Source organism: Sphingobacterium sp. HMA12 (assembly GCF_002933815.1).
Lineage (GTDB): Bacteria > Bacteroidota > Bacteroidia > Sphingobacteriales > Sphingobacteriaceae > Sphingobacterium.
On record NZ_BEYR01000002.1, the window covers coordinates 41,323 to 63,806 of the forward strand.

25 protein-coding genes are annotated in these 22,484 nt (G+C 40.3%); 23 read left to right on the forward strand and 2 right to left on the reverse strand.

What is annotated here, in order from left to right:
* Positions 1-24: 24 nt before the first annotated feature.
* Genes HMAT_RS13870 through HMAT_RS13885 form a run of 4 tightly spaced genes read left to right on the forward strand, consistent with a single transcriptional unit; the run spans position 25 to position 4,374 of the window.
* Positions 25-870, forward strand: coding sequence for a DUF4129 domain-containing protein (locus HMAT_RS13870; protein WP_158655880.1), 846 nt, complete (start codon positions 25-27; stop codon positions 868-870).
* Positions 867-2,060 carry a DUF4350 domain-containing protein gene (locus HMAT_RS13875; RefSeq protein ID WP_104383471.1) on the forward strand — a complete coding sequence of 398 codons (1,194 nt, stop codon included), beginning with the start codon at positions 867-869 and terminating at the stop codon, positions 2,058-2,060. Before HMAT_RS13870 ends, HMAT_RS13875 begins: the two co-directional genes overlap by 4 nt.
* Positions 2,057-3,046, forward strand: coding sequence for a MoxR family ATPase (locus HMAT_RS13880; RefSeq protein WP_104383472.1), 990 nt, complete (start codon positions 2,057-2,059; stop codon positions 3,044-3,046). Before HMAT_RS13875 ends, HMAT_RS13880 begins: the two co-directional genes overlap by 4 nt.
* Entirely contained in the window at positions 3,046-4,374 is a 1,329-nt protein-coding gene (locus HMAT_RS13885) for a DUF58 domain-containing protein (RefSeq protein ID WP_104383473.1), read from the forward strand. Before HMAT_RS13880 ends, HMAT_RS13885 begins: the two co-directional genes overlap by 1 nt.
* On the opposite strand, the gene HMAT_RS13890 is transcribed toward HMAT_RS13885, so the two are convergent.
* Positions 4,367-4,771 carry a Dabb family protein gene (locus HMAT_RS13890; RefSeq protein ID WP_199768672.1) on the reverse strand — a complete coding sequence of 135 codons (405 nt, stop codon included), beginning with the start codon at positions 4,769-4,771 and terminating at the stop codon, positions 4,367-4,369. The genes HMAT_RS13885 and HMAT_RS13890 overlap by 8 nt on opposite strands.
* Before the next feature lie 82 nt (positions 4,772-4,853).
* Positions 4,854-6,107: a methionine adenosyltransferase gene (gene metK / locus HMAT_RS13895; RefSeq protein WP_104383474.1), complete on the reverse strand. Its 1,254-nt coding sequence runs from the start codon at positions 6,105-6,107 to the stop codon at positions 4,854-4,856.
* A gap of 308 nt (positions 6,108-6,415) precedes the next feature.
* Here metK and HMAT_RS13900 point away from each other — a divergent pair, with 308 nt between their 5' ends.
* From HMAT_RS13900 to nuoK, 19 genes are all read left to right on the forward strand, one after another.
* Positions 6,416-7,294, forward strand: coding sequence for a diacylglycerol kinase family protein (locus HMAT_RS13900; RefSeq protein WP_104383475.1), 879 nt, complete (start codon positions 6,416-6,418; stop codon positions 7,292-7,294).
* A gap of 4 nt (positions 7,295-7,298) precedes the next feature.
* The gene (locus tag HMAT_RS13905) at positions 7,299-7,649 is read left to right on the forward strand and encodes a translation initiation factor (RefSeq protein WP_104383476.1); all 351 of its coding nucleotides are present in this window, start codon (positions 7,299-7,301) and stop codon (positions 7,647-7,649) included.
* A 432-nt stretch (positions 7,650-8,081) separates the two neighbouring features.
* Positions 8,082-8,906 carry a MotA/TolQ/ExbB proton channel family protein gene (locus HMAT_RS13910; protein ID WP_104384002.1) on the forward strand — a complete coding sequence of 275 codons (825 nt, stop codon included), beginning with the start codon at positions 8,082-8,084 and terminating at the stop codon, positions 8,904-8,906.
* A gap of 101 nt (positions 8,907-9,007) precedes the next feature.
* Positions 9,008-9,670: a biopolymer transporter ExbD gene (locus tag HMAT_RS13915; RefSeq protein WP_104383477.1), complete on the forward strand. Its 663-nt coding sequence runs from the start codon at positions 9,008-9,010 to the stop codon at positions 9,668-9,670.
* A gap of 24 nt (positions 9,671-9,694) precedes the next feature.
* Positions 9,695-10,252: a biopolymer transporter ExbD gene (locus tag HMAT_RS13920; protein ID WP_104383478.1), complete on the forward strand. Its 558-nt coding sequence runs from the start codon at positions 9,695-9,697 to the stop codon at positions 10,250-10,252.
* Between the two features lie 33 nt (positions 10,253-10,285).
* Positions 10,286-11,176, forward strand: a complete 891-nt coding sequence (locus HMAT_RS13925; protein ID WP_104383479.1) for a TonB family protein — start codon at positions 10,286-10,288, stop codon at positions 11,174-11,176.
* A 330-nt stretch (positions 11,177-11,506) separates the two neighbouring features.
* Positions 11,507-12,433, forward strand: coding sequence for a PstS family phosphate ABC transporter substrate-binding protein (locus tag HMAT_RS13935; RefSeq protein ID WP_158655881.1), 927 nt, complete (start codon positions 11,507-11,509; stop codon positions 12,431-12,433).
* A 25-nt stretch (positions 12,434-12,458) separates the two neighbouring features.
* Complete coding sequence (locus tag HMAT_RS13940; RefSeq protein ID WP_104383482.1) at positions 12,459-14,279, forward strand: tetratricopeptide repeat protein; 1,821 nt, start codon at positions 12,459-12,461, stop codon at positions 14,277-14,279.
* 119 nt (positions 14,280-14,398) lie between these two features.
* A complete protein-coding gene (locus HMAT_RS13945) occupies positions 14,399-14,773 on the forward strand; it encodes an NADH-quinone oxidoreductase subunit A (protein WP_104383483.1) in 375 nt (124 codons plus the stop codon).
* A gap of 62 nt (positions 14,774-14,835) precedes the next feature.
* The gene (locus HMAT_RS13950; protein WP_104383484.1) at positions 14,836-15,387 is read left to right on the forward strand and encodes an NADH-quinone oxidoreductase subunit B; all 552 of its coding nucleotides are present in this window, start codon (positions 14,836-14,838) and stop codon (positions 15,385-15,387) included.
* Positions 15,388-15,390: 3 nt separating this feature from the next.
* Entirely contained in the window at positions 15,391-15,885 is a 495-nt protein-coding gene (locus HMAT_RS13955) for an NADH-quinone oxidoreductase subunit C (protein WP_104383485.1), read from the forward strand.
* 10 nt (positions 15,886-15,895) lie between these two features.
* The gene (locus HMAT_RS13960; RefSeq protein ID WP_199768673.1) at positions 15,896-17,131 is read left to right on the forward strand and encodes an NADH-quinone oxidoreductase subunit D; all 1,236 of its coding nucleotides are present in this window, start codon (positions 15,896-15,898) and stop codon (positions 17,129-17,131) included.
* Positions 17,124-17,645: an NAD(P)H-dependent oxidoreductase subunit E gene (gene nuoE, locus HMAT_RS13965; protein WP_104383486.1), complete on the forward strand. Its 522-nt coding sequence runs from the start codon at positions 17,124-17,126 to the stop codon at positions 17,643-17,645. Before HMAT_RS13960 ends, nuoE begins: the two co-directional genes overlap by 8 nt.
* Position 17,646: 1 nt before the next feature.
* On the forward strand, positions 17,647-19,002 hold the full coding sequence (nuoF, locus tag HMAT_RS13970) for an NADH-quinone oxidoreductase subunit NuoF (protein ID WP_104383487.1): 1,356 nt from the start codon (positions 17,647-17,649) through the stop codon (positions 19,000-19,002).
* Between the two features lie 30 nt (positions 19,003-19,032).
* Positions 19,033-20,052, forward strand: coding sequence for a 2Fe-2S iron-sulfur cluster-binding protein (locus HMAT_RS13975; protein ID WP_104383488.1), 1,020 nt, complete (start codon positions 19,033-19,035; stop codon positions 20,050-20,052).
* A 9-nt stretch (positions 20,053-20,061) separates the two neighbouring features.
* Positions 20,062-21,105 (forward strand): NADH-quinone oxidoreductase subunit NuoH, encoded by a 1,044-nt coding sequence (gene nuoH, locus HMAT_RS13980; RefSeq protein WP_077437309.1) that lies wholly within the window; start codon positions 20,062-20,064, stop codon positions 21,103-21,105.
* A 12-nt stretch (positions 21,106-21,117) separates the two neighbouring features.
* Positions 21,118-21,627: an NADH-quinone oxidoreductase subunit I gene (locus HMAT_RS13985; RefSeq protein ID WP_104383489.1), complete on the forward strand. Its 510-nt coding sequence runs from the start codon at positions 21,118-21,120 to the stop codon at positions 21,625-21,627.
* An 11-nt stretch (positions 21,628-21,638) separates the two neighbouring features.
* Positions 21,639-22,136 carry an NADH-quinone oxidoreductase subunit J gene (locus HMAT_RS13990; RefSeq protein ID WP_104383490.1) on the forward strand — a complete coding sequence of 166 codons (498 nt, stop codon included), beginning with the start codon at positions 21,639-21,641 and terminating at the stop codon, positions 22,134-22,136.
* Positions 22,136-22,465, forward strand: coding sequence for an NADH-quinone oxidoreductase subunit NuoK (gene nuoK / locus HMAT_RS13995; protein WP_077437306.1), 330 nt, complete (start codon positions 22,136-22,138; stop codon positions 22,463-22,465). Before HMAT_RS13990 ends, nuoK begins: the two co-directional genes overlap by 1 nt.
* Positions 22,466-22,484: the final 19 nt, after the last annotated feature.

Consider the following 22,484-nt stretch of genomic DNA (forward strand, 5'->3'; position numbering starts at 1 on the left):
CTATTCGTTTTTTCCTTTGTATGCATGTTCTCTTTCAGTGCCTGCGATCCGAAACCGCGCACGGACGATTCAGAAAGCTATGCTGCGGATTCGGTGACTGTAGATTCTGTAGCATCCTTATTGGATTCTGCTGCTTTTACCGTAGATTCTGCTACAGTGGATTCCGTTGCGATAGCTAAGGCTGCGGATAGTAAAGATGACCTTTGGGATCCGCATTTATTTGATTCTATTCCTAAATATAGCCAAGAACGCACTTTTAAGATGGATCCCTACCCGGAAATTATCAGGCGATACGAGCGTGATGATTTTGTGTATTCTGAGAATATCAAAGATAAGATAAGTGTATTGCAACGGATTTTACAACGGATTTCGGAATGGCTCGGGGATATCATGCCTGATAATCCATATAAATTTAACAAAGAATTTGGTTATGTATTTGCCTTCTTGGCGTTAATTGCGCTGGCTTTTGTGCTCTATAAGGTATTATACAATAAAAACCAGTATTTCATTAAACATGAGCAGGAAGCAGACGCTTTGGATACATTGGCTTATGTGGAAAGAAATTTGATGAACAGCGATCTCAGCCAGTATATTAGGGATGCTATCGTGCAGAAAAACTATGCCCTGGGAATTCGTTACCTACAATTATTGAATATTCAAAAGCTGGCACAAGCAGGTTATATCAAATGGAAGCATAGTAAAACAAATGCAGAATTTGCGAATGAGCTCCAAGATAAGGATTTGCGTGCGGGCTTCGAGGAATGTACCCGGGTATTTGACTACGTGTGGTTTGGACAATTTGGATTAAAAGAGTCCGACTTTAGTCATTATGAACAACAGTTTAACCAATATCAAAATCAAATTAAATGAAAGGATCAGTAAAATTTGGATTGATATTGCTGGGAGCCGTTTTGCTACTGATTGGCGTCATTGATATGACGAGCAAAAAACCGATTATTTGGGATCGAACCTTCGATGCAAAAGATAAAAATCCTTTTGGAGCCTATGTGCTTCGGCAAGAATTAAAGCATATTATTGATCAGCGCAATGTAGATGTCAAGCGCCCACTCTATGAATACTTAGATAGTACACAGGGAACTGCAATGAATCTGCTGTTTTATACCTCATATTTTTCCTTGGGTGAAGCCGCCGGCAATAAATTACTTGACTATGTATCCCAGGGGGGAAAAGCAATGATTATTGCGGAAACAATTGACTATACTCTTTTGGATTCCCTAAACATAAAAGTGGAGGATTTCTATGGCTACAAGAAAGGTGTTGATATTAAAAGTCATTTAAGGGTGAAGCTGACCAACGATAATAATAAAATTCATTATGCTAAATCGGACTTAAGTGAGGTTTTTAGTAAGCTGCCAAAAAATGCGACTATTCTAGGGGGGATCACTTATCAAGATTATTTATTGCCAAATTTCGTCGAAGTGAGGGTTGGTAAAGGTCGGCTCTACCTACATTTGACCCCCGATTTATTTGGCAATTATTATTTACTGAACTCGGCTTCTCAATATGCTTATGCTGCCAAAGCATTATCCTATTTAAACGATAAACCGATCGCCTGGTATGATTTCAAGGCGAACATGGATCAATATCGTACTCCATTACGGGTTTTGTTGACCAACGAGGGACTACGGCAAGCTTGGTATGTCCTGTTGGGTGGACTTATTCTTTTACTCGTGTTTAAGAGTAAAAGAGAACAACGTGCTGTGGCAATTGTCAAACCGGAACCGAATCTTTCCAAAGAATTTTGTGAAACAATTGCGACCTTATATTATGAAAACGGCACGCCAGGCAATATGGTTGATAAAAAAATAGATTATTTCCTGCACGACCTTCGAAGCCGTTTTCATATGGATACACTGGATTTAAGAGAAAATGGGTTCTGTGAAGAATTGGCTGAGCGGTCAGGTGTTCCACTCGCTGAAACACAACAGCTCATTGGGTTAATAATTCGAATGCAGGGAATACAAGTGCACGACTTGACCGAATTAAGGCAGATCAATGAAATTATAGAAGATTTTAAACATAAAGCAAAAATGATATGAGTGACTTCGATAGATATATATCTTTTGAAAACCGAATTGATATATCGGGTTTATATGAAAAAATGGCTCAAGTTAAGTCGGAGGTAAAAAAAGTTATTGTAGGACAGGATCAATTGATTGATATGTTATTGATTTCGATTTTGGCGTCCGGACACTCTTTAATAGAAGGATTACCGGGTGTAGCGAAGACTTTATCTGCAAAATTAATTGCCAAGACAATCAGTAGTGACTTTAAACGGATTCAGTTCACTCCAGACTTAATGCCTTCAGATGTGACCGGGTCATCTATCCTGGATCTAAAGAGCAATGAATTTGAATTTCGCAAAGGGCCGATTTTCGCTAATATTGTTTTGATTGACGAGATCAACCGTGCTCCTGCAAAAACGCAGGCCGCGCTTTTCGAAAGTATGGCAGAGCATCAGGTTTCAGTCGATGGAAATACCTATCTCCTGCCTATTCCATTTATAGTTTTTGCTACGCAAAACCCTATCGAGCATGAAGGAACTTATCGTTTGCCTGAGGCGCAGTTGGATCGTTTCCTTTTTAAGATCAATGTGGATTATCCGGAGCTTGAGCACGAATTGGAAATTTTGAAGGAGCATCATGCACAAAAAGCGTCAAATAAAGAGGATCAAGTTGGCAGTGTGGTTTCGGCCGAAGAGATTTTCTCTTTTCAGCGTCTGATCAAATCAATTTTTGTACATGACGAATTGTTAAATTATATCGCTCAGGTGATCATAAAAACACGTACCAATCCGAGCTTAACTTTGGGGGCTTCGCCGAGGGCTTCTATTGCGCTGTTGGAGTCTTCCAAAGCATCTGCGGCGTTGAGCGGACGAGATTTTGTGACACCCGAGGATATTCGGAGAGTGGCTGCTGCGGTATTAGGTCATCGGGTCATGTTGACCCCTGAGCGAGAAATGGAAGGCTTTACAACGGCTTATGTTATAGATCAAATCATTAATTCGGTAGAAATTCCAAGATAATGGGGAAATTAAAGCAGCTCTTTCTGACCAATCAGTTTTTCTATTCCTTGTTGGGAATAGCAACGTTCTTTGCGATTTCTTTTTTTATGAAGGGATTGTTTACTGTTGCATGGATTGTGTTTTGGCTGTGGCTGGCTGTATTGGTTTTTGATTTCATTGTATTATTCTCAGGCAAAGGACGTGTCGAAATCACAAGGATATATCCTGAGAAATTATCCAATGGCGATGAAAACCCGATGAAGTTAAAGATCGATTCCTTTTATCCATTTCCTACTTCCCTCGAAATTTTGGAAGAATTTCCGATACAGTTGCAGATACGGAACAATGAATTTTTTACTCGTTTGTCCGCATATCAAAGCACAGAAATTTCTTATTTGATGCGACCAACACAAAGAGGGGTATATGAGTTTGGCAGATGTATCGCACTGGTGAAGCGGTTTGGTTTTTTTAAAAGGAGGTTTTTAACCAATCAGACGCAGCAGATCCCCTGTTATCCATCATATATTCAATTGAGAAAGTATCAGCTTTTGGCGACGAGCAATAGGCTTAATGAGTTGGGAATAAAACGTATCCGTCGCATTGGCTCGGCCATGGAGTTTGACCATGTCAGGGAATATGTTCAGGGGGATGATTATCGGCACATGAACTGGAAAGCTACAGCGAAGGTCAAAAAATTAATGGTCAATCAATATGAAGAGGAAAAATCACAACCGATCTATTCATTTATAGATTTGGGGCGCGCTATGCGGATGCCTTTTGATGGTCTCACATTACTGGATTATGCAATCAATGCATCATTGGTTCTTTCAAATGCGACAATATTAAAGCAGGACCGTGCTGGATTGTTGACCTTTTCGAAAGATGTGAATGTGTTTATACCTGCTGAAAAGAGAAATAACCAAATGCTCAAGATTTCGGAAGCACTATATCAAGTGACCACAAACTTTGAGGAACCTGAATACGGCAAACTCTATAGCTATGCAAAAGCTCATATCAATAAGCGGTCGCTGATCTTTTTGTATACAAATTTTGAGACACTGGACTCTTTAAGGAGGCAGATGAATTATCTTTCCATGTTAAACCGGAGTCATATCATTGTTGTCATAGTCTTCAAAAATGTTGAAGTAGAAGATTTGGCCAAAAGTGCTCCGAAAAAGACCATTGAAATCTATAATCAAATCATTGCTGAGAAATTTATCTACGAGAAACAGCTTATTGTGCAAGAGCTCATCCGCAATGGATTTCAGACTATCTATACTGCACCGGAAAATTTAACAGTCAATTCAATTAATAAATATCTGGAGATTAAGGCACGCGGACTTATTTAATGATGGAAGTATCTTTGACCATGACTTTCGTCCAAAAATGCTGATATTTTTCGATCGCTTTCAGGTGGATTGGGTGTGTTTCGTATACAGTGATATCCTTAAGGTCCTTGAATGTAACAATTAGCGTATAGTCAAAGCTATTATCTACGACTGCTCGCGCATTTGTCGGTGCTGGAATGCCATAATTGAGCGTTTTGATCGTATCAATTTTTCGGAGTTTTTCAAAGAAACCGACAAAATCTTTTTTATCTTTTTCACTGATATCTTCCTTCAGCCAAAAATTAACAACATGGACAATTGTGCTGGGGTGTAGGTCATTATCTGACTGTGTCGGATTTGCCCATGTGGGTGCGGTGACGAGCACCATCGGTGCAAGTAAAAAATTGCGTCTTTTCATTGATGATATGGTTTAGAACAATTAAGGTACAAAAAAAGGGATACATTTTCTGCATCCCTTTTTTATTTTAGTAGGTAGTCCTTTAAAGACCGAACTCTTCTTTTACTTTTTCGATGTAGTCCAATTTTTCCCAAGTGAATAATTCGACCTCGATTTGTTTCTTTTCTCCAGTTGAACTTTCAAATTCTTTTGTTACTTTTCTTGGAGTTCGTCCCATGTGACCGTATGCTGCAGTCTCGGAATAGATTGGATTTCTTAAACCAAGACGAGTTTCGATGCCATAAGGAGTCATATCAAACAGATGGGCTATTTTATCAGCAATCTGACCGTCTGTGAGATTTACTTTGCTTGTACCATATGTGTTCACATAAATACCCATTGGGTCTTTTACGCCAATTGCGTAAGAGATTTGAACAAGGATTTCGTCCGCTACGCCCGCCGCAACTAGGTTTTTGGCAATATGACGGGTAGCATATGCTGCTGAACGATCCACTTTCGAGGGATCTTTTCCTGAAAAGGCTCCGCCACCATGGGCACCTTTACCTCCGTAGGTATCGACAATGATCTTGCGGCCAGTAAGCCCTGTATCGCCATGTGGCCCCCCGATAACAAACTTACCAGTGGGATTGATATGAAACTTAATCTCATCATTGAATAACAGCTGAAGCTCCGGCTTCAATTGTGCCTTTACGCGAGGGATTAAGATTGTTTTGATATCCTGGGTAATCTTGTCCAACATGACCGGTTCAGTGGCGAAGTCATCATGCTGTGTGGAAATTACAATTGTATCAATTCTTTTTGGTTTGTGGTCATCACCATATTCCAAGGTTACTTGTGACTTCGCATCCGGACGTAAATACTGTATTTCATTGTTCTCCCGACGTAGTTCTGCTAGCTCATATAAAAGGCGGTGGGAAAGATCCAAGGCTAAGGGCATGAAGTTATCCGTTTCATTATTGGCATAGCCAAACATGATGCCTTGATCACCAGCTCCCTGCTCTTGTCTTGTTTTGCGGTCCACCCCCTGATTGATATCTGCAGATTGCTCATGGATTGCAGACAACACACCACAAGAATTTGCCTCAAACATATATTCAGACTTTGTGTAGCCAATTTTTTGGATAACGGAGCGGGCTATTTTCTGCACATCTAAGTAGATGTTCGATTTAACTTCACCAGCAAGAACGACCTGTCCAGTCGTTACCAAAGTCTCAATAGCAACACGTGAGTCTTCATCCCATGCTAAAAAATTGTCTATTAATGCATCTGAAATTTGATCCGCAACTTTGTCCGGATGCCCTTCAGAAACAGATTCTGACGTAAATAAATAAGCCATGCCTTACGTAATTTTAATATTGGATTTGCGCTAGAAATGAAATAACAGCAAAGTGATAAGAGCCGTGATAGCGAAGGGTTTTTAGCACTTTTTTACTGTGGTTGCAATCTCCTTGTCGTTGCTTTGTGTATGCAACAGCACGCAAATCAGTCCACATTCTATTTTTTTGTTGCGACAAAGCTACGATACTTTGTGGGATATTTAAAATCAAATTTGTCTTTTAATTTTAAAAGGCGTGAAAAGCGACGCTAAAATGGTACAAAGATTACATTATTTTAAGAAATTGGTAATTTCCGTTATCTTTGAATATGTCAGAACGTAAACAAATATTGTTTGTTATTAACCCTATTTCAGGAGGAAAACGTAAAACGTCCTTTAAGAAGCAGGTATTGGATGTGCTGGACTTACAGAAATTTGATCCTACATTTCAGCAAACTGCAAGATCCAATCACGCTTATGAAATTGGCTTGCAGGCCGTTCAGGAAGGATATGATGCGGTAATCGCGGTGGGTGGAGATGGAACGATCAATGAACTGGGGTCTGCTTTAGTTGGTTCAGGTATACCTTTGGGCATTATTCCGGAAGGATCCGGTAATGGTCTGGCACTCTATTTAGGTATTCCCATGAATGAAGCTGCGGCTATCCGCCGTATAAATCGTTTTGAATCTATAGAAGTTGATTGTGGTGTTATCAATGACCGCCGTTTTTTTAATATAGCAGGACTTGGATTTGATGCGTCTGTGAGTGAAAATTTTGCCAACGAAAATATCCGCGGTCCATTGGGCTATATGAAATCTGTCTTTAATGTCTTAAGCAAATACCAGCCAGCGCATTATAAATTAACGATAGATGGAAAAGTCTACGAAAGACAGGCCTTTATGATCAGTGTCGCCAACTCGCCTCAGTATGGGAATAATGCTTATATCGCGCCTCAAGCTTCGGTCAATGATGGCATATTGGATGTTTGCATTGTGCATAAGTTTCCTTTATATATCTTACCAAAAATGATTTTTCACCTATTTAATAAATCCGCGGATCAGTCAAGTTATGTCGAGATTATCCCCGGAAAAAATATTGAGATCGAGGTAGATGCGGTCTCACCGGTACATGTGGATGGAGAACCCATTGAACTTGGTGATAAGCTAAATATTTCCATTATGCCAAAGGCAATAAAAATTATTTGTTAAAATCATGAGTAAAAATAAGAAACAGTCTTATGAAGGCGTTGTATATTCAACAGATGATAGTTTTAAATACCAGCTTGCTGATCTTTTTCAGGAAGCGGAGACGTTACCTGTAAACCAACAGAACCTCAAAGTACAGCTGGACCGCAAAATGCGGAAGGGCAAAGTTGTTACCCTAGTGACGGGTTTTATAGGACAAGCGGAAGATCTGGAGGCTTTGGGTAAATTACTGAAACAAAAATGTGGAGTAGGAGGGACGGTCAAGGATGGAGAGATTGTTATTCAGGGTGAATTTAAGCAAAAGATCTATGAGTTGTTACTTAAGGAAGGGTATCGGGTGAAATTAGTTGGTGGTTAAACAACTATATCCTTGTTAATTATAGTAAATCTAATAGGTTGTTTATTAGGTAAATATGATAAAGAATAAACGCGGTCATTTATTAAGAAACATGAGTAATCACTTACTTTTTGTCGCTTAAAATCCTCGTTTTTCTTGCATATCAAAAAAAAAATGGTTTTCATTGTAAAATAATTATTGCTAATAAGCGATTTAGCTGATGGTAATAAGGATTATATACGGGAACTGCTGAGAAAAATGACACTATAGAGTAGTGTATTCAGTTTGAAAAAACAAATTTGATTTTTTTTATATATTTGAGATGAATATTTTAAATTTGACATTAAATATTAAATTTGCTTTGCAAAATTGATTTCAAAAGCGAATAAGAGTGCATATAATTTAAACAACATTATATATTTAAACAACAGTAAAAAACTAAAAATTAGAAAAATGGCAAACGCACCTAAAACTGCTGCAAAACAAGAGAGCAACAACGGAGGATCTTTCTTTGCTCAAGCTGCAATCATCATCTGTTTCATCGTGGGTTTCTGTGTATGGAAATTTGTGATGGGAAATCCGACTAACTTCGTTGACAACAATCCTGAAAATGCTCCTAACCCAGGTAACTACTTAGGAATGGTTTACCATGCTGGGGCTATCGTACCTGTTTTGCTTGGTTTATTCTTAATGGTTTGGGTTTTCTCCGTAGAACGTTTTATCGTTATCAACAAAGCTTCTGGTACTGGAAACGTTGGAAACTTTGTAAGAAAAATCCAATCTTTGATTAATGGTGGAAACATCGATTCAGCTATCGCTGAGTGTGACAAACAAAAAGGTTCAGTTGCAAACGTGGTAAAAGCGGGTTTATTGAAATACAAAGCCGTATCAGCTGATGCTAATGTAGACACTGAAAAAGCTACTATCGCAATTCAAAAAGAAATCGAAGAAACTACAGCATTAGAAATGCCAATGTTGGAGAAAAACTTAAACGTAATCGCAACGTTAGTTTCTATCGGTACACTATGTGGTCTATTAGGTACAGTAACAGGTATGATCAAAGCCTTCTCGGCATTGGCAACCGGTGGCGCTCCAGATTCAGCTAAATTAGCAAATGGTATCTCTGAGGCCTTGATCAATACAGCAACAGGTATCGCGACTTCGACATTCGCTATCGTATTGTATAACATCTTTACTGCAAAAATCGATAAATTAACTTACTCTATCGACGAAGCTGGTTTCTCAATCGTACAAACATACGCTGCAAACCACAAATAAGAACTGTGATGAAAATTTTTGATTTTATTTTATGGAAATCAAAAATCTAAAGCATCATAGGATAGAAGATTGAGTTTTTAATTTAAAAAGAAGAATTTAAAATGGGTAAAGCAAAAGTAAAAAGAGCCAGTACGTCTATCGACATGACAGCGATGTGTGACGTATCGTTCTTGCTGCTTACGTTCTTCGTATTAACGGCGACAGCGCGCCAACCGGAAGCATTGACGGTGGATACCCCAGCATCAACTACGAAAGATAAATTACCTGACTCTAATGTGGGTATGATAACGATCGGTGATGGTGGAAAAGTTTTCTTCGGAACGACGGATCAACAGGTTCGCGTAAAAGCATTAGAAAGAATGTCTGCTAAATACGGCATTGGCTTTTCGCAAGAGGACTACGATCATTTCAAACTGATGGAGAACTTTGGTGTACCAATGTCTAAGTTGAAAGGATTATTGGCTCTGGAAGGCAGCAAGCGCACTGATAAGGGTGTACAAACTGGAATTCCAATTGACAGTACAGAAAATACCTCAAACGAGTTGTATTACTGGGTTCAAAACACACGTTTAGCTGCGGAAGAAGTAAATAAAGAAAAGGAATCATCGGACAAGAACTTTGTTCACCCGGGCCCTTTGAAGATTGCGATCAAAGCTGATGCAAATGAAAAATATCCTTCTGTGAACCAGGTGATCGAAACATTGCGTAATCAAAAGCAAAACAAATTCAGTTTCATCACTGGCATGCGTGCTGAGGAAAAATAATTGACGATTTAATAAGAACAAAAAATGGCAGAATTAAATCAGGATAGTGGTAAAAAAGGCAAAGGCGGGAAAGTTCGGTCCAAGAAAAATGGTGGTAAGGTTGACCTTACAGCCATGGTGGATTTGGCCTTCCTATTGATTACCTTTTTCATGTTGACCACATCTTTAAATAAACCACAAGCGATGGACGTGGCGATGCCAGATAAAAATAAAGTTAAGGATGAGCCTCAGCCGGATTTATTGACTGCTGATAACCGTTCATTAACACTTTTATTGGGATCTGATAACAAAGTCTCTGTGATTTACGGACAAGTAAAAAATCCTATCGAAGGACCAACGACTGTTGGTTACGGAGCTGACGGTATTCGCAAGGTATTGCTGGAGAAAAAAGCCTATGTACCACGCGTTGCTGGCGGTAAAGACTTGATCGTTATCATTAGACCGAGTGATAAGAGCACGCAACGTAACCTCGTTGATATTCTTGACGAAATGAAAATCGTTGATATCAAACGTTACATGATTGCTAAAATCAGTCCAGAAGAAGTGGAGGTTTTAAAACGTGACAATATCTACAATGATTAATCATTTTTAGATAGCACGATAAAGTATAAAAATATGATAGGGTCAAAATTAGATATTTTTAAGAAAGAATGGCTTGAGGTCGTTTTTCAGGGTCGTAACAAAGAATACGGAGCTTATGAGCTACGTAAACTGGCCCCTAAAGCGACTAACAGAGGATTGCTTGTCGTTATCGGCGTAGTCGTTCTTGCCAGCCTTCTTCGTCTTTTCGGAGATAAAATTTTTCCGAAGAAACCTGTTGAAGCACCTCCTGCAGTAACAGAAGTTACCTTGGAAGACCTTGAAGAGATCAAACCTCCAGAACCACCAGAAGAGGAACCCCTTCCACAAGAACCGGAAGAGAAACCTCAGCAAGTGGCAATGGATGTGCCGAAAGAGGATTTGATTCGCTTTCCTGAGCCAAAAGTAGCTCCTGCAAATAAAGTTGTGGAAGAAGTTGCTTCTCAAGAAGAGTTGAAAGATCCAAATAAAACTCCGGCACGTATCACTTTGAAAGGTAGTCCGACAGGTACTTCGGTAGCACGTGGTGAGTTTGGTTCGAAGAAACAAGACGGTGGAATCACCGGTGTTTCAAAAGGAGATCCAAACGGTGATCCAAATGGTGACAAAATCTTTACAGCGGTAGAGGTGAATCCAGAGCCAATTGGAGGTATGAAAGCATTTATGTCATGGATTTCTACAAACTATGATTATCCACAAGCGGCATTAGAAAACGGAATCAACGGTGTTGTGGAAGTTTCCTTCGTCGTGGAAAGAGATGGTAGCTTGACAGATATCAACGTAAAACGTGATTTGAAATATGGTACGGGAGATGCAGCTGTTAAGTTGTTGAAGAAAGCTAAAAAATGGAAACCAGGTATTCAAAATGGTCGTCCAGTTCGTGTAGCTTACACCTTACCAATTCGTTTGAATACTATTCAAAATTAGAATGACAGATTTTAATTCGAATAATAATTCTAATTATAGACAGAAATCGCCTTTAAAGCGATTTCTGTCTATTTTAGGACTATTTATGTTTGCCTTTTATTTTGTTTTGGGCCTACTGATTATTTTTTGGGATAATTTTCCCATTGAGATAAATCCGACGTATAGAACAGTATTTGGCGTTGTATTGATCCTCTATTCTTTTATGCGGTTTGTACGACTTTGGCAGAACAATTTTAATTAGCGGCTAGCGCTCTTTTTAAATTTCAGTAAACTCTCTTCAAAAATTAAACTATTCTTTTATTTTAATTGTCTTATTATATGATGTATCGTATGAGAAAATATAGTGTAATTCTTGTAACGCTTGGGCTTTGTGCGGGATTATTTCAATCCTGCAAAGACAGGACTAAGGAGAAGAGGGAGAGTGATGATATTCTAACAGGCAAATTGCCGGTTTTAGTCGATCAGACGTTATTGCCGATCATTAAAGAATCTGCTGATGTATTTGAGAGTTCCTATCCGAATTCTAGCCTGGAGCTGATGGCGCGGCCCGAGATCAAAGCGGTCAATGCTTTGCTGGCGGACTCTGCTTATGTGGTCGTATTGACTAGAAAACTCACCGGTCAGGAAGATGAATACTTTAAGAAGCGCGGTATTCAGCCTAAAATTTTCCAGATGGCATCCGATGCTGTGGTATTAATCAATAATCGGAGCAGTGCTGATACTATAATGTCTCAAAAGAACGTTAAGTCTTTGTTGGAGGGTAGCTTAAGCGGCCAACGGTTGATTTTTGATAATGCCAATTCAAGTACCTTACGTTTTTTAAAGGATTACTATAAGTTGGAGAAAATTGATCCAAAGGCTATTTCAGCGATGAAGGACAGCGAGGATGTGATGAAGTATATCAGTGAAAATGCTAATGTTGTGGGTGTTATCGGGTATAATTGGTACTTGAAAGCAGTTGAAAAAAATTCGCAATTATTGGATAAAATTCGTACATTGAGCATCGAAAATGTTAGTGCGGGGGCAGACAAGGCACATTTTTATAAGCCATCACAGTCAACAATAGCCGACGGAGTGTATCCGTTCATAAGACCGGTTTACATCATGAATTACCAACCGAATATGGGGTTGGGTCTAGGCTTTAGCGCTTTTTTGACAGGAGATCGCGGTCAGCGGATCATATTAAAAGCGGGATTAGTTCCTGCAACAATGCCGGGACGTGAGATTATTATTAGAGATGAGAGTTATATTAAATAGATAATAAATAGTACAAAAATAGATTATGACAAACAGTAAATTATTATTTAGTCTTTTATTGGCTGGATCTGTGGGCACAGTAAGTGCACAGAGTTTGAAAGATGCTAGAGCAGCCATTGAGGCTGAAAACTATGGTAAAGCGAAAACTATTCTTCAACAGTTAGTGACTAAGCAACCTAAGAATGGAGATAATTATTTCTATTTGGGTCAAGTTTATTTGGTAAACGACAGAGCAGACTCTGCCGCTGCAATTTTCAACCAAGGTTTGACTAATGATCCAAAAGCGACAATTAACAACGTAGGTTTGGGTTATGTTGACTTACTGAAAAAGGATAAAGCTAGTGCTGAATCCAAGTTTGCTTTGGCAACTGCAAAATTAGGGAAAAAAGATTACGAGCCATTATTGGAGATCGGTCGTGCATATATCAATACACCAGAGCCAGACTATGCGAAGGCTTTGGAATATTTGACACAAGCGAAAGCAAAAAATACCAAGGATATTGCTATTCCTTTAGCTTTGGGTGATGCATACCGTGGATTGAGAGAAGGCTCGTTGGCGTATACCAGCTATGGCGATGCAATGGATATTGATCAAAATTCAGTTAAAGCTAAAGTTGGTCAGGCAATTATTGTTCGTGGTGCGCAAGCTTACGACGAAGCTGTAACGCAATTGGAAGCGATTGTTGCTGAAACACCGACGTATGCACCTACTTATCGTGAATTGGCTGAAACCTATTATCAATGGTCGAAAATGCCTGGAACGACAGACGAGAAATATGTTGAGTTGAACAAAAAAGGTGTTGAGCAATACAAAAAATATTTGGAAGTAGCTGGTGACAATACACTCGAAGCAAAAATTCGCTATGCAGATTTCTTGGTTTATGCTCGTCAATATGACGAGTTGAAAACTGTTTCGGAGGAATTGGCTAAAAATCCATCCATAGATCCAAAAATCTATCGTTATTTAGGTTATATCGCTTTCCAAAAATCGAAAGATTATCCAAAAGCGTTGGAATATTTAAATCAAATGTTCAGCAAAATGGAGAAAGACCGTGTAATCCCTCTAGATTATATGTACTTGGGTATGGCCGAAATTGCTACTAATAGTCCGAAACCTGCTGCGCCAGCGGCTGGTGCAGATAGCACAGCAACGGATAGCACAGCTGTAGCCGCTGCCCCTGTTTTGACTCCTGAAAACGAAGCTAATATTCAAAAGGGAATTGCAAATATTAAGAAAGCGATCGAAGGAGATAAAGAGTTGTTGGGTGAAGTGGCGGAATTGGCATTTGCGAAATATCAAGAGCAAGAATTACAGACTGCTGTGTCTTTATTCGGACTTGTAGGTGAATATAAAGATTCTCCATACTATTTCGATTCGCACTACTACGCTGGTGAGGGTAGCTACCAAATTGGTTTCAAAAAAGATACCCAAGCAAAAGATGCTGAAGGGAATTATGTTAATCAAGATTTAAGAAATCAAGCTATTGCTGATTTTGCTACTGCTCAAAAGGAGCTTACGATCATTGAAACTACCGATAATAAGGAGGCACAAGATAAATATTTGGTAAATGCGTTATATTACAAAGCATTTTCGGCTTTGGGTTCAGATGATATGGCGCAACCAAAAGGTGACTTCGTTGCTGCATTCCAAAAATTGATTGATACAATTAATCAAAGAGGTACGCAAGAAAAAAATAAAGCGTATTTGGTGGATGCATATACTTACATCGGTCTTTTCCACTATTTGAAACAAGATACAGTGAAAGCGAAACAAGCCTTCCAGAAAGTGTTGGAAATTGATCCAGCAAACGAGGACGTTAAAGGTTACTTAGACGCTTTAAAATAAGCTTAACTGAAATCATTCTAAATTAGGCGCAGATCGTACGATCTGCGCCTTTTTTGTTTTGATTTTAGTCATGGAATCTCTATATTTAAAGACAGTTACCAATATAAATTTTGATTGAGATGGAGCACGCCAATAGTATGCCGATAGATTACATACCTATATTCATACAGCTCATTGTAGCCGTAGGTTTTGGGGTAGGTACCATTATTATTACACATCTTATAGGACCTAAAGTTAGGACAGAAAATAAGCTCGGGGCTTTTGAGTCTGGTGTTGAAGTCATCGGAAATGCACGGCAGCCTTTTTCAATTAAATATTTTCTGGTTGCAATCCTGTTTGTCATTTTTGATGTTGAGGTTATTTTCATGTATCCGTGGGCTGTCAACTTTAGAGAAATGGGCTTTCAGGGCTTGATCGAGATGTTTATTTTCATGGGATTGCTCTTATTGGGCTTTATCTATGTCATTAAGAAAAAAGCTTTGAACTGGGACTAAACAGTCCTGTAACGATTGGCTACAAGGGCCGATTGTACTTAAACCTTATAAATCGTCTTTTCATGAGTGATATAAAATTGGCAGAAGCTCCTCCGGGAGTAGAAGGCGCAGGATTCTTTGCGACAAGTTTGGATAAAGCGATCGGATTGGCACGTGCAAACTCATTGTGGCCCCTGCCTTTTGCCACATCCTGCTGTGGTATCGAATTTATGGCTACGATGGGTTCCACTTACGACCTGGCTAGATTTGGTGCAGAGCGGCCAAGCTTTTCTCCGCGTCAGGCAGATATGCTGTTGGTCATGGGAACTATTGCAAAGAAGATGGCTCCTGTCCTGAGGCAGGTCTATGTGCAGATGGCGGAGCCCCGTTGGGTGATTGCAGTGGGAGCCTGTGCTTCCAGTGGCGGGATCTTTGATACCTATTCTGTGTTACAGGGTATCGATGAGATTATTCCTGTGGACGTTTATGTGCCCGGTTGTCCTCCTCGGCCCGAGGCTATTTTGGATGGTGTATTACGCTTACAGGATATCGTTAAAAATGAGTCCTTAAATAGGCGAAATACACCTGAATATAGGGCTCTATTAGAAAAATACGGTATACATACAAATAAATAAAGGATGGAGAACAGTTTTTTATTGGAGAAACTCCAAGGAAATTTTCCGGCAAAGATTGTAGAAATTCCAGATGCGCATCACTTATTGACCATTCTTGTGGATGTCGAAGATATCACCGATGTGCTGCGCTTTCTGAAGTTGGACAATGAATTACAGTTTATTCATTTAACAGATATTACTGCGGTACATTATCCGCATCTGGAGAAAGAATTTGCTGTTGTATATCACATTCATAGTTTGATTCACAATATCCGCATACGAGTAAAAGTGTTTTTATATGGTCCAAACCCGGAAATACCAACGGCGACGGTTGTTTGGAAAGGGGCAAATTGGATGGAGCGCGAGACCTATGATTTTTTTGGTGTAAATTTTATAGGACATCCAGATTTGAGAAGAATCCTGAATGTTGACGATATGGATGTGTTTCCGATGCGAAAGGAATATCCTTTGGAAGATCCAAACCGAGTAGATAAGAAAGATTTGTATTTCGGCCGTTAATTTATATGATATGAGCGAGTTTATAAGCAAGATAACATCTAATCAGCCAGTTTTCGAGGATAATGATCCACAGGATGAGCTAATCACCCTGAATATTGGCCCTACACACCCTGCTACACATGGTGTATTCCAGAATGTGGTACAGATAGATGGGGAGCGTATCGTCAGTGGTGTTTCCACTATAGGCTATATTCATCGTGCTTTTGAAAAAATTGCTGAACACAGACCGTTTTATCAGATCACTCCACTGACAGACCGTTTAAATTATTGTTCGGCGCCCATCAACAATATGGGCTGGCACATGACGGTTGAAAAACTGTTGGAAATCGAGATTCCAAAGCGCGTGCAATATATGCGGGTTATTGTTATGGAACTTGCTCGTATCGCTGACCATATCATTTGTAATGGAATTTTGGGTGTCGATACAGGCGCTTTTTCTGGCTTCTTGTATGTGATGCAGGAACGCGAATTTATATATGAGATCTTCGAAGAAATCTGTGGCGCACGCCTGACGACAAATATTGGTCGTATTGGCGGATTTGAACGTGATTTCAATGCTGTTGCCTTTGAGAAAATCCGTGAATTTTTGAAACGCTATCCCCCAGTATTGAAAGAGTTTGAGGAGATGTTTGTGCGAAACCGAATTTTTATTGAACGAACTTCGGGTGTCGCAGCCGTTACTCCTGAGGAAGCATTGGACTATGGTTGGTCCGGACCTATCCTAAGGGCAACAGGTGTAGACTATGATATTCGGGTACAAAACCCTTACTGTTCGTATGAGGAGTTTGATTTTGACGTGCCTGTCGGCGCGACGGGGGATGTATATGACCGATTTATGGTCCGGAACGAGGAAATGTGGCAATCACTTCGCATCATTGAGCAAGCCTTGGAAAAAATAGAGAAAGAACCTCAAGGTGTGTTTCATGCGGAGGTGCCCGATTTTTATCTACCACCGAAAGAACAGGTTTATACCAATATGGAAGCGCTGATATATCACTTTAAAATCGTCATGGGTGAAGTAGACACACCTAAAGCTGAAGTATATCATTCGGTAGAGGGAGCAAATGGCGAACTGGGATTTTATTTGATTCATGATGGGGGACGTTCGCCCTACCGTCTTCATTTTAGACGACCTTCTTTTGTCAATTATCAGATGTTTGCACCCATGAGTGCAGGAATGCTGATATCAGATGCGATTTTAAATATGAGTAGTCTTAACGTTATAGCAGGAGAATTAGATGCTTAGTGTAAAACAACATAATGAAAATGTAACGTTTTCCCCGGAACTATTGGCCAAGTTTGGCGAAGTGGTAGGCCGTTATCCCGAGGGGAAACAGAAATCGGGCCTATTGCCTATTTTACATTTGGTTCAGGCAGAATTCGGCTGGGTTAGTGCAGATGCAATGGATCAAGTAGCTGTTTATCTCCATATTTTACCTATTGAGGTCTATGAGGTTGCAACTTTCTATACCATGTTTCTGCTGGAACCCAAAGGTAAATATGTCTTGGAGATCTGCCGTACCGGTCCTTGTTGTTTAGTTGGCGCAGAGCGGATCATGGGACATTTGGAGCAAAAGCTTGGCGTAAGAGAGGGTGAAGTAACGGCGGATGGGCTTTTCTCCTGGCGTGGGGTGGAATGCCTTGCTGCTTGCGGATTTGGCCCCGTTCTACAGATCGGACCGGAATATACCTTTTACGAGAATTTGGATGAAGCTAAGGTGGATGAATTGATTGATAATTTAAAAGCTAAAACAGAATAATATGGCACGTAAACTTTTGTTGACACATATCGATGTTCCCGGCATCAATACCTTTGAGGTTTATCGTCAAAAAGGGGGCTATGTAGCTGTTGAAAAAGTAATAAAAACAATGTCTCCCGAAGATGTGGTTGAGGAGGTGAAAAAATCTGGACTACGTGGAAGGGGTGGAGCAGGCTTCCCGACAGGTATGAAATGGTCTTTTCTGGCTAAGCCAGAAGGGGTGCCGCGTTATCTGGTCTGTAATGCTGATGAGTCTGAACCGGGTACATTCAAGGACCGTTATTTGATGACACATATTCCGCACGCATTGATCGAGGGGATGATTGTGTCCAGTTTTGCCCTTGGCGCAAATACATCCTATATCTACGTGCGTGGTGAAATGATGCCGCAGATCAGAATCTTGGAGCGTGCCATTGCTGAAGCGAAGGAGAACGGATTTTTAGGTAAGAATATATTGGGCTCAGGCTATGATCTGGAGATTTATGTCCAACCGGGTGGAGGTGCATATATCTGTGGGGAGGAAACTGCATTATTGGAGTCTTTGGAAGGTAAACGCGGCAATCCGCGTATCAAACCTCCGTTCCCCGCTATAGCTGGCTTATATAATTGCCCTACAGTAGTAAATAATGTGGAGTCTATTGCGGCAACTGTTCCCATTATTAATCTGGGCGGTGAGGAGTATGCAACCATTGGTGTCGAGCGTAGCACGGGAACTAAATTGATTTCGGCCAGTGGTAATATCGTTAAACCCGGTGTTTATGAAATTGAACTTGGCCTACCGGTGGAGGAGTTTATCTATTCGGATGAATACTGTGGTGGTATCGCAAACGGAAAGCGGATGAAGGCTGTTGTGGCCGGAGGTTCGTCAGTCCCCATTCTGCCAGCAAACCTTATCCTGAAAACAGCTGCTGGAAATAGTCGTTTGATGACCTATGAGTCCTTATCGGATGGTGGTTTTCAAACAGGAACCATGCTTGGCTCGGGTGGTTTCATCGTATTTGACGAGGATCAGTGTGTTGTTCGTAATACCTGGAATTTTGCTCGTTTCTATCACCATGAAAGCTGCGGACAATGTTCGCCCTGCCGTGAAGGAACAGGGTGGATGGAAAAAGTGTTGCATAAGATTGAAAGCGGACATGGATCTATGTCTGATATTGACTTGCTTTGGGACGTACAGCGTAAGATCGAGGGAAATACAATCTGCCCGTTGGGTGACGCAGCCGCTTGGCCTGTAGCTGCGGCAATCAGGCATTTTAGGGATGAATTTGAATGGCATATACTACATCCTGAGGAGTCGCAAACAAGAAATTATGGATTGGCGCATTATGCGGATCCACTACAACCAATTGTATCATAATAAAAGCTGTAACGATAAATTATAAATATCATGGCAGAAGCGGAAGATGTAAAGTTTAAGGTCACAATCGACGGCATACCAGTAGAGGTCGCGCCGGGGACAACCATATTGAATGCTGCAAGGCAAATTGGTGGGGACATCGTTCCACCGGCAATGTGCTATTACTCTAAACTGGAAGGAAGTGGTGGCAAGTGTCGTACTTGTTTAGTGAAGGTCTCGAAAGGCTCTGAGAAGGATCCTCGGCCAATGCCAAAACTCGTGGCATCCTGTCGAACGACTGTTATGGATGGCATGGAAGTACAAAATATTACTTCGCCAGAGGTCGTAGAGGCCAGAAAGGGCGTCGTTGAGATTCTTTTGATCAATCACCCACTGGATTGCCCGATCTGCGACCAAGCCGGAGAATGTAAGTTACAAGATCTAGGATATGAACATGGCAGCGCCGATACGCGCTATGAGTTTGATCGCCGAACATTTGAACAAATTGACTTAGGTGACAAAATACAATTGCACATGAACCGCTGTATTTTATGCTATCGTTGTGTTTATGTGGCCAACCAGTTGACGGATCAACGTGTACACGGTATTTTGGGCCGTGGGGATCATTCGGAAATATCTACTTATATCGAAAATATCATTGACAATGATTTTTCGGGAAACGTGATTGATGTCTGTCCGGTTGGTGCGCTGACCGATAAAACTTTCCGATTCAAAAATCGGGTTTGGTTTACAAAACCTGTAGATGCACATCGTGATTGTCCAACTTGTTCGGGCAAGGTGACGTTATGGTATAAAGGGGAGGAAGTTATCCGGGTGACAGCGCGGAAAGATGAATTTGGCGAGGTGGAAGAATTTATCTGTAACACCTGTCGTTTTGACCAGAAAAAAACAAGCGATTGGATCTTGGATGAACCGACAGAAATTGATCCACAGTCTGTTATTTCTGCCAATCATTATGAACTATTTAATCCGCCAAAAGTGGTGAAGGAGAATCCGATACTTCAGCAGCAAAATCGCGAACAGTTGGCTAGAACCGAAAAATTGAAATAAGCACAAATCATGGAGTGGTCTTTTGTTATAGAAAAATTAATATTGGTGTCTGTGATCTTCGTGATTACTTTGGTAATTGCGATGTATTCAACCCTTGCCGAGCGTAAAATAGCAGGTTTTATGCAGGATCGCTATGGTCCAGATCGAGCTGGTATATTTGGTATACTACAACCATTGTGCGATGGTGGAAAGTTCTTCTTTAAGGAAGAGATTATTCCTGCAGGTGCACATAAGGTGCTCTTTATAGTCGGCCCGACCATCGCAATCATTACGGCCTGTATCAGTTCGGCTGTTATCCCTTGGGGACAGGAATTACAGATTGGCGATCGTGTGGTCTCACTACAGGTGGCAGATGTCAATGTAGGTATATTGTACATGTTTGGTGTCATCGCATTGGGTGTATATGGCATCATGCTTGGCGGATGGGCATCCAATAATAAATTTTCCTTAATGGGCGCGATTCGTGCGGCATCACAAAGTATCAGTTATGAAATTGCGATGGGACTTTCCATTATCGCATTGTTGATGGTGACACAGAGTCTCTCGCTTAAAGAAATTGTAGCCCAACAATCGGGTTTTGTCAATTGGAATATCTGGGCACAGCCCCTCGGATTTATTATTTTTATGGTCTGTGCATTTGCAGAGTGTAATCGTGTCCCATTTGATTTACCGGAATGTGAAACGGAATTGGTCGGCGGTTATCATACAGAGTATTCCTCCATGAAGTTGGGGCTTTATATGTTCTCTGAATACATCAATATGTTTGTATCCTCGGCATTGATGGCGTCACTGTATTTCGGAGGGTATAACTTCCCTTTTATGAATGACCTTGGGCTGTCTGCAAATTGGATCACAATTATTGGTGTCATTGTATTCTTCCTAAAAATATTTGGATTTATCTTTTTCTTTATGTGGGTACGTTGGACCTTGCCACGGTTCCGTTATGATCAATTGATGAATTTGGGCTGGAAGATGTTAATCCCATTGGCTATTGCCAATATTGTACTTACAGGTGTATTTACATTGATAAAAGATACTTATTTCTCATCATAAGAAAGGATTTTTATGCAACTAAGCAATCGTAAGAAAGTAATCGAACAAAAACCAATGACCTTTTCGGAAAGAATTTATTTTCCGGCAATTGTCAGGGGGTTGCGAATTACATTGAGACATTTTTTTAAGAAAATCCCCACTGTCAAATATCCTGAGGAAATAAGACCTTATTCAAAGAATTTTAGGGGACAACATTCGTTAAAACGGGATGAGGAAGGACGCGAGCGCTGTACTGCATGCGGATTATGCGCGTTGTCATGTCCTGCGGAAGCAATTACGATGACTGCTGCTGAACGTAAAAAGGGGGAAGAACACCTTTATCGTGAAGAGAAGTATGCGTCGGTTTATGAAATTAATATGTTACGTTGTATTTTCTGTGGTCTTTGTGAAGAAGCCTGTCCAAAAGAGGCCATTTATTTGGACGGTCCACATGTGACAGCAGATTACCTACGTAAGGATTTTATCTATGGGAAGGATAAGCTGGTCGAGCCAACTTTTGATATTACCAAATTAACGAGCTAATTCAAGAAATTATGACAGTATTTTATTTTGTAGCCTTCTTGTCTATTTTCTTTGCGCTGATGACCATCTTTACGAAGAATCCTGTGCATAGTGTATTGTATCTGGTCATTACCTTTTTCACATTTACAGTGCACTACATTTTATTGAATGCTCAGTTTTTGGCTGTGGTCAATTTTATTGTCTATATGGGGGCGATCATGGTACTCTTTTTATTTGTACTCATGTTGCTCAATTTAAATAAGGATACCGAACCGATGAAATCCAATCTGGTCAAATTTATGGGGGTAATTGCAGGCTGTTGCTTAGTGGTTACCTTTTTTGGAGTATATCGTGTGTTTGAGATCTCCAACCCTTTGACAGTCGTTAATCCTGAAATTGGACTGGTAAAAAATCTGGGCAAAGTATTGTTTAACGAATTTTTGCTTCCTTTTGAACTGTCTTCTTTGTTATTGTTGACAGCCATGATTGGAGCGATTTTATTAGCTAAGAAAGAACCTAAAAAAATCTAATGGAAACAGTTGTTCAACAGTTGCAGGGCGTACCGATAAATCATTATTTGATTTTTTGCACGATTATTTTTGCTATTGGTGTGATCGGTGTGCTTATCCGTCGTAACGTAATCATTATTATGATGTCTATCGAATTAATGCTTAACGCTGTCAACCTGCTATTAGCAGCTTTTTCGGTGCAGCATGGTGATTCATCAGGGCAGGTGTTTGTCTTCTTTATTATGGCTCTTGCAGCTGCGGAGGTCGCAGTCGGCCTAGCTATTATTATTATGGTATATCGGAATACGAAGTCTGTGGATATCGATTCCTTAAATAAACTTCGTTGGTAGAACTTAAGAAATAAATACG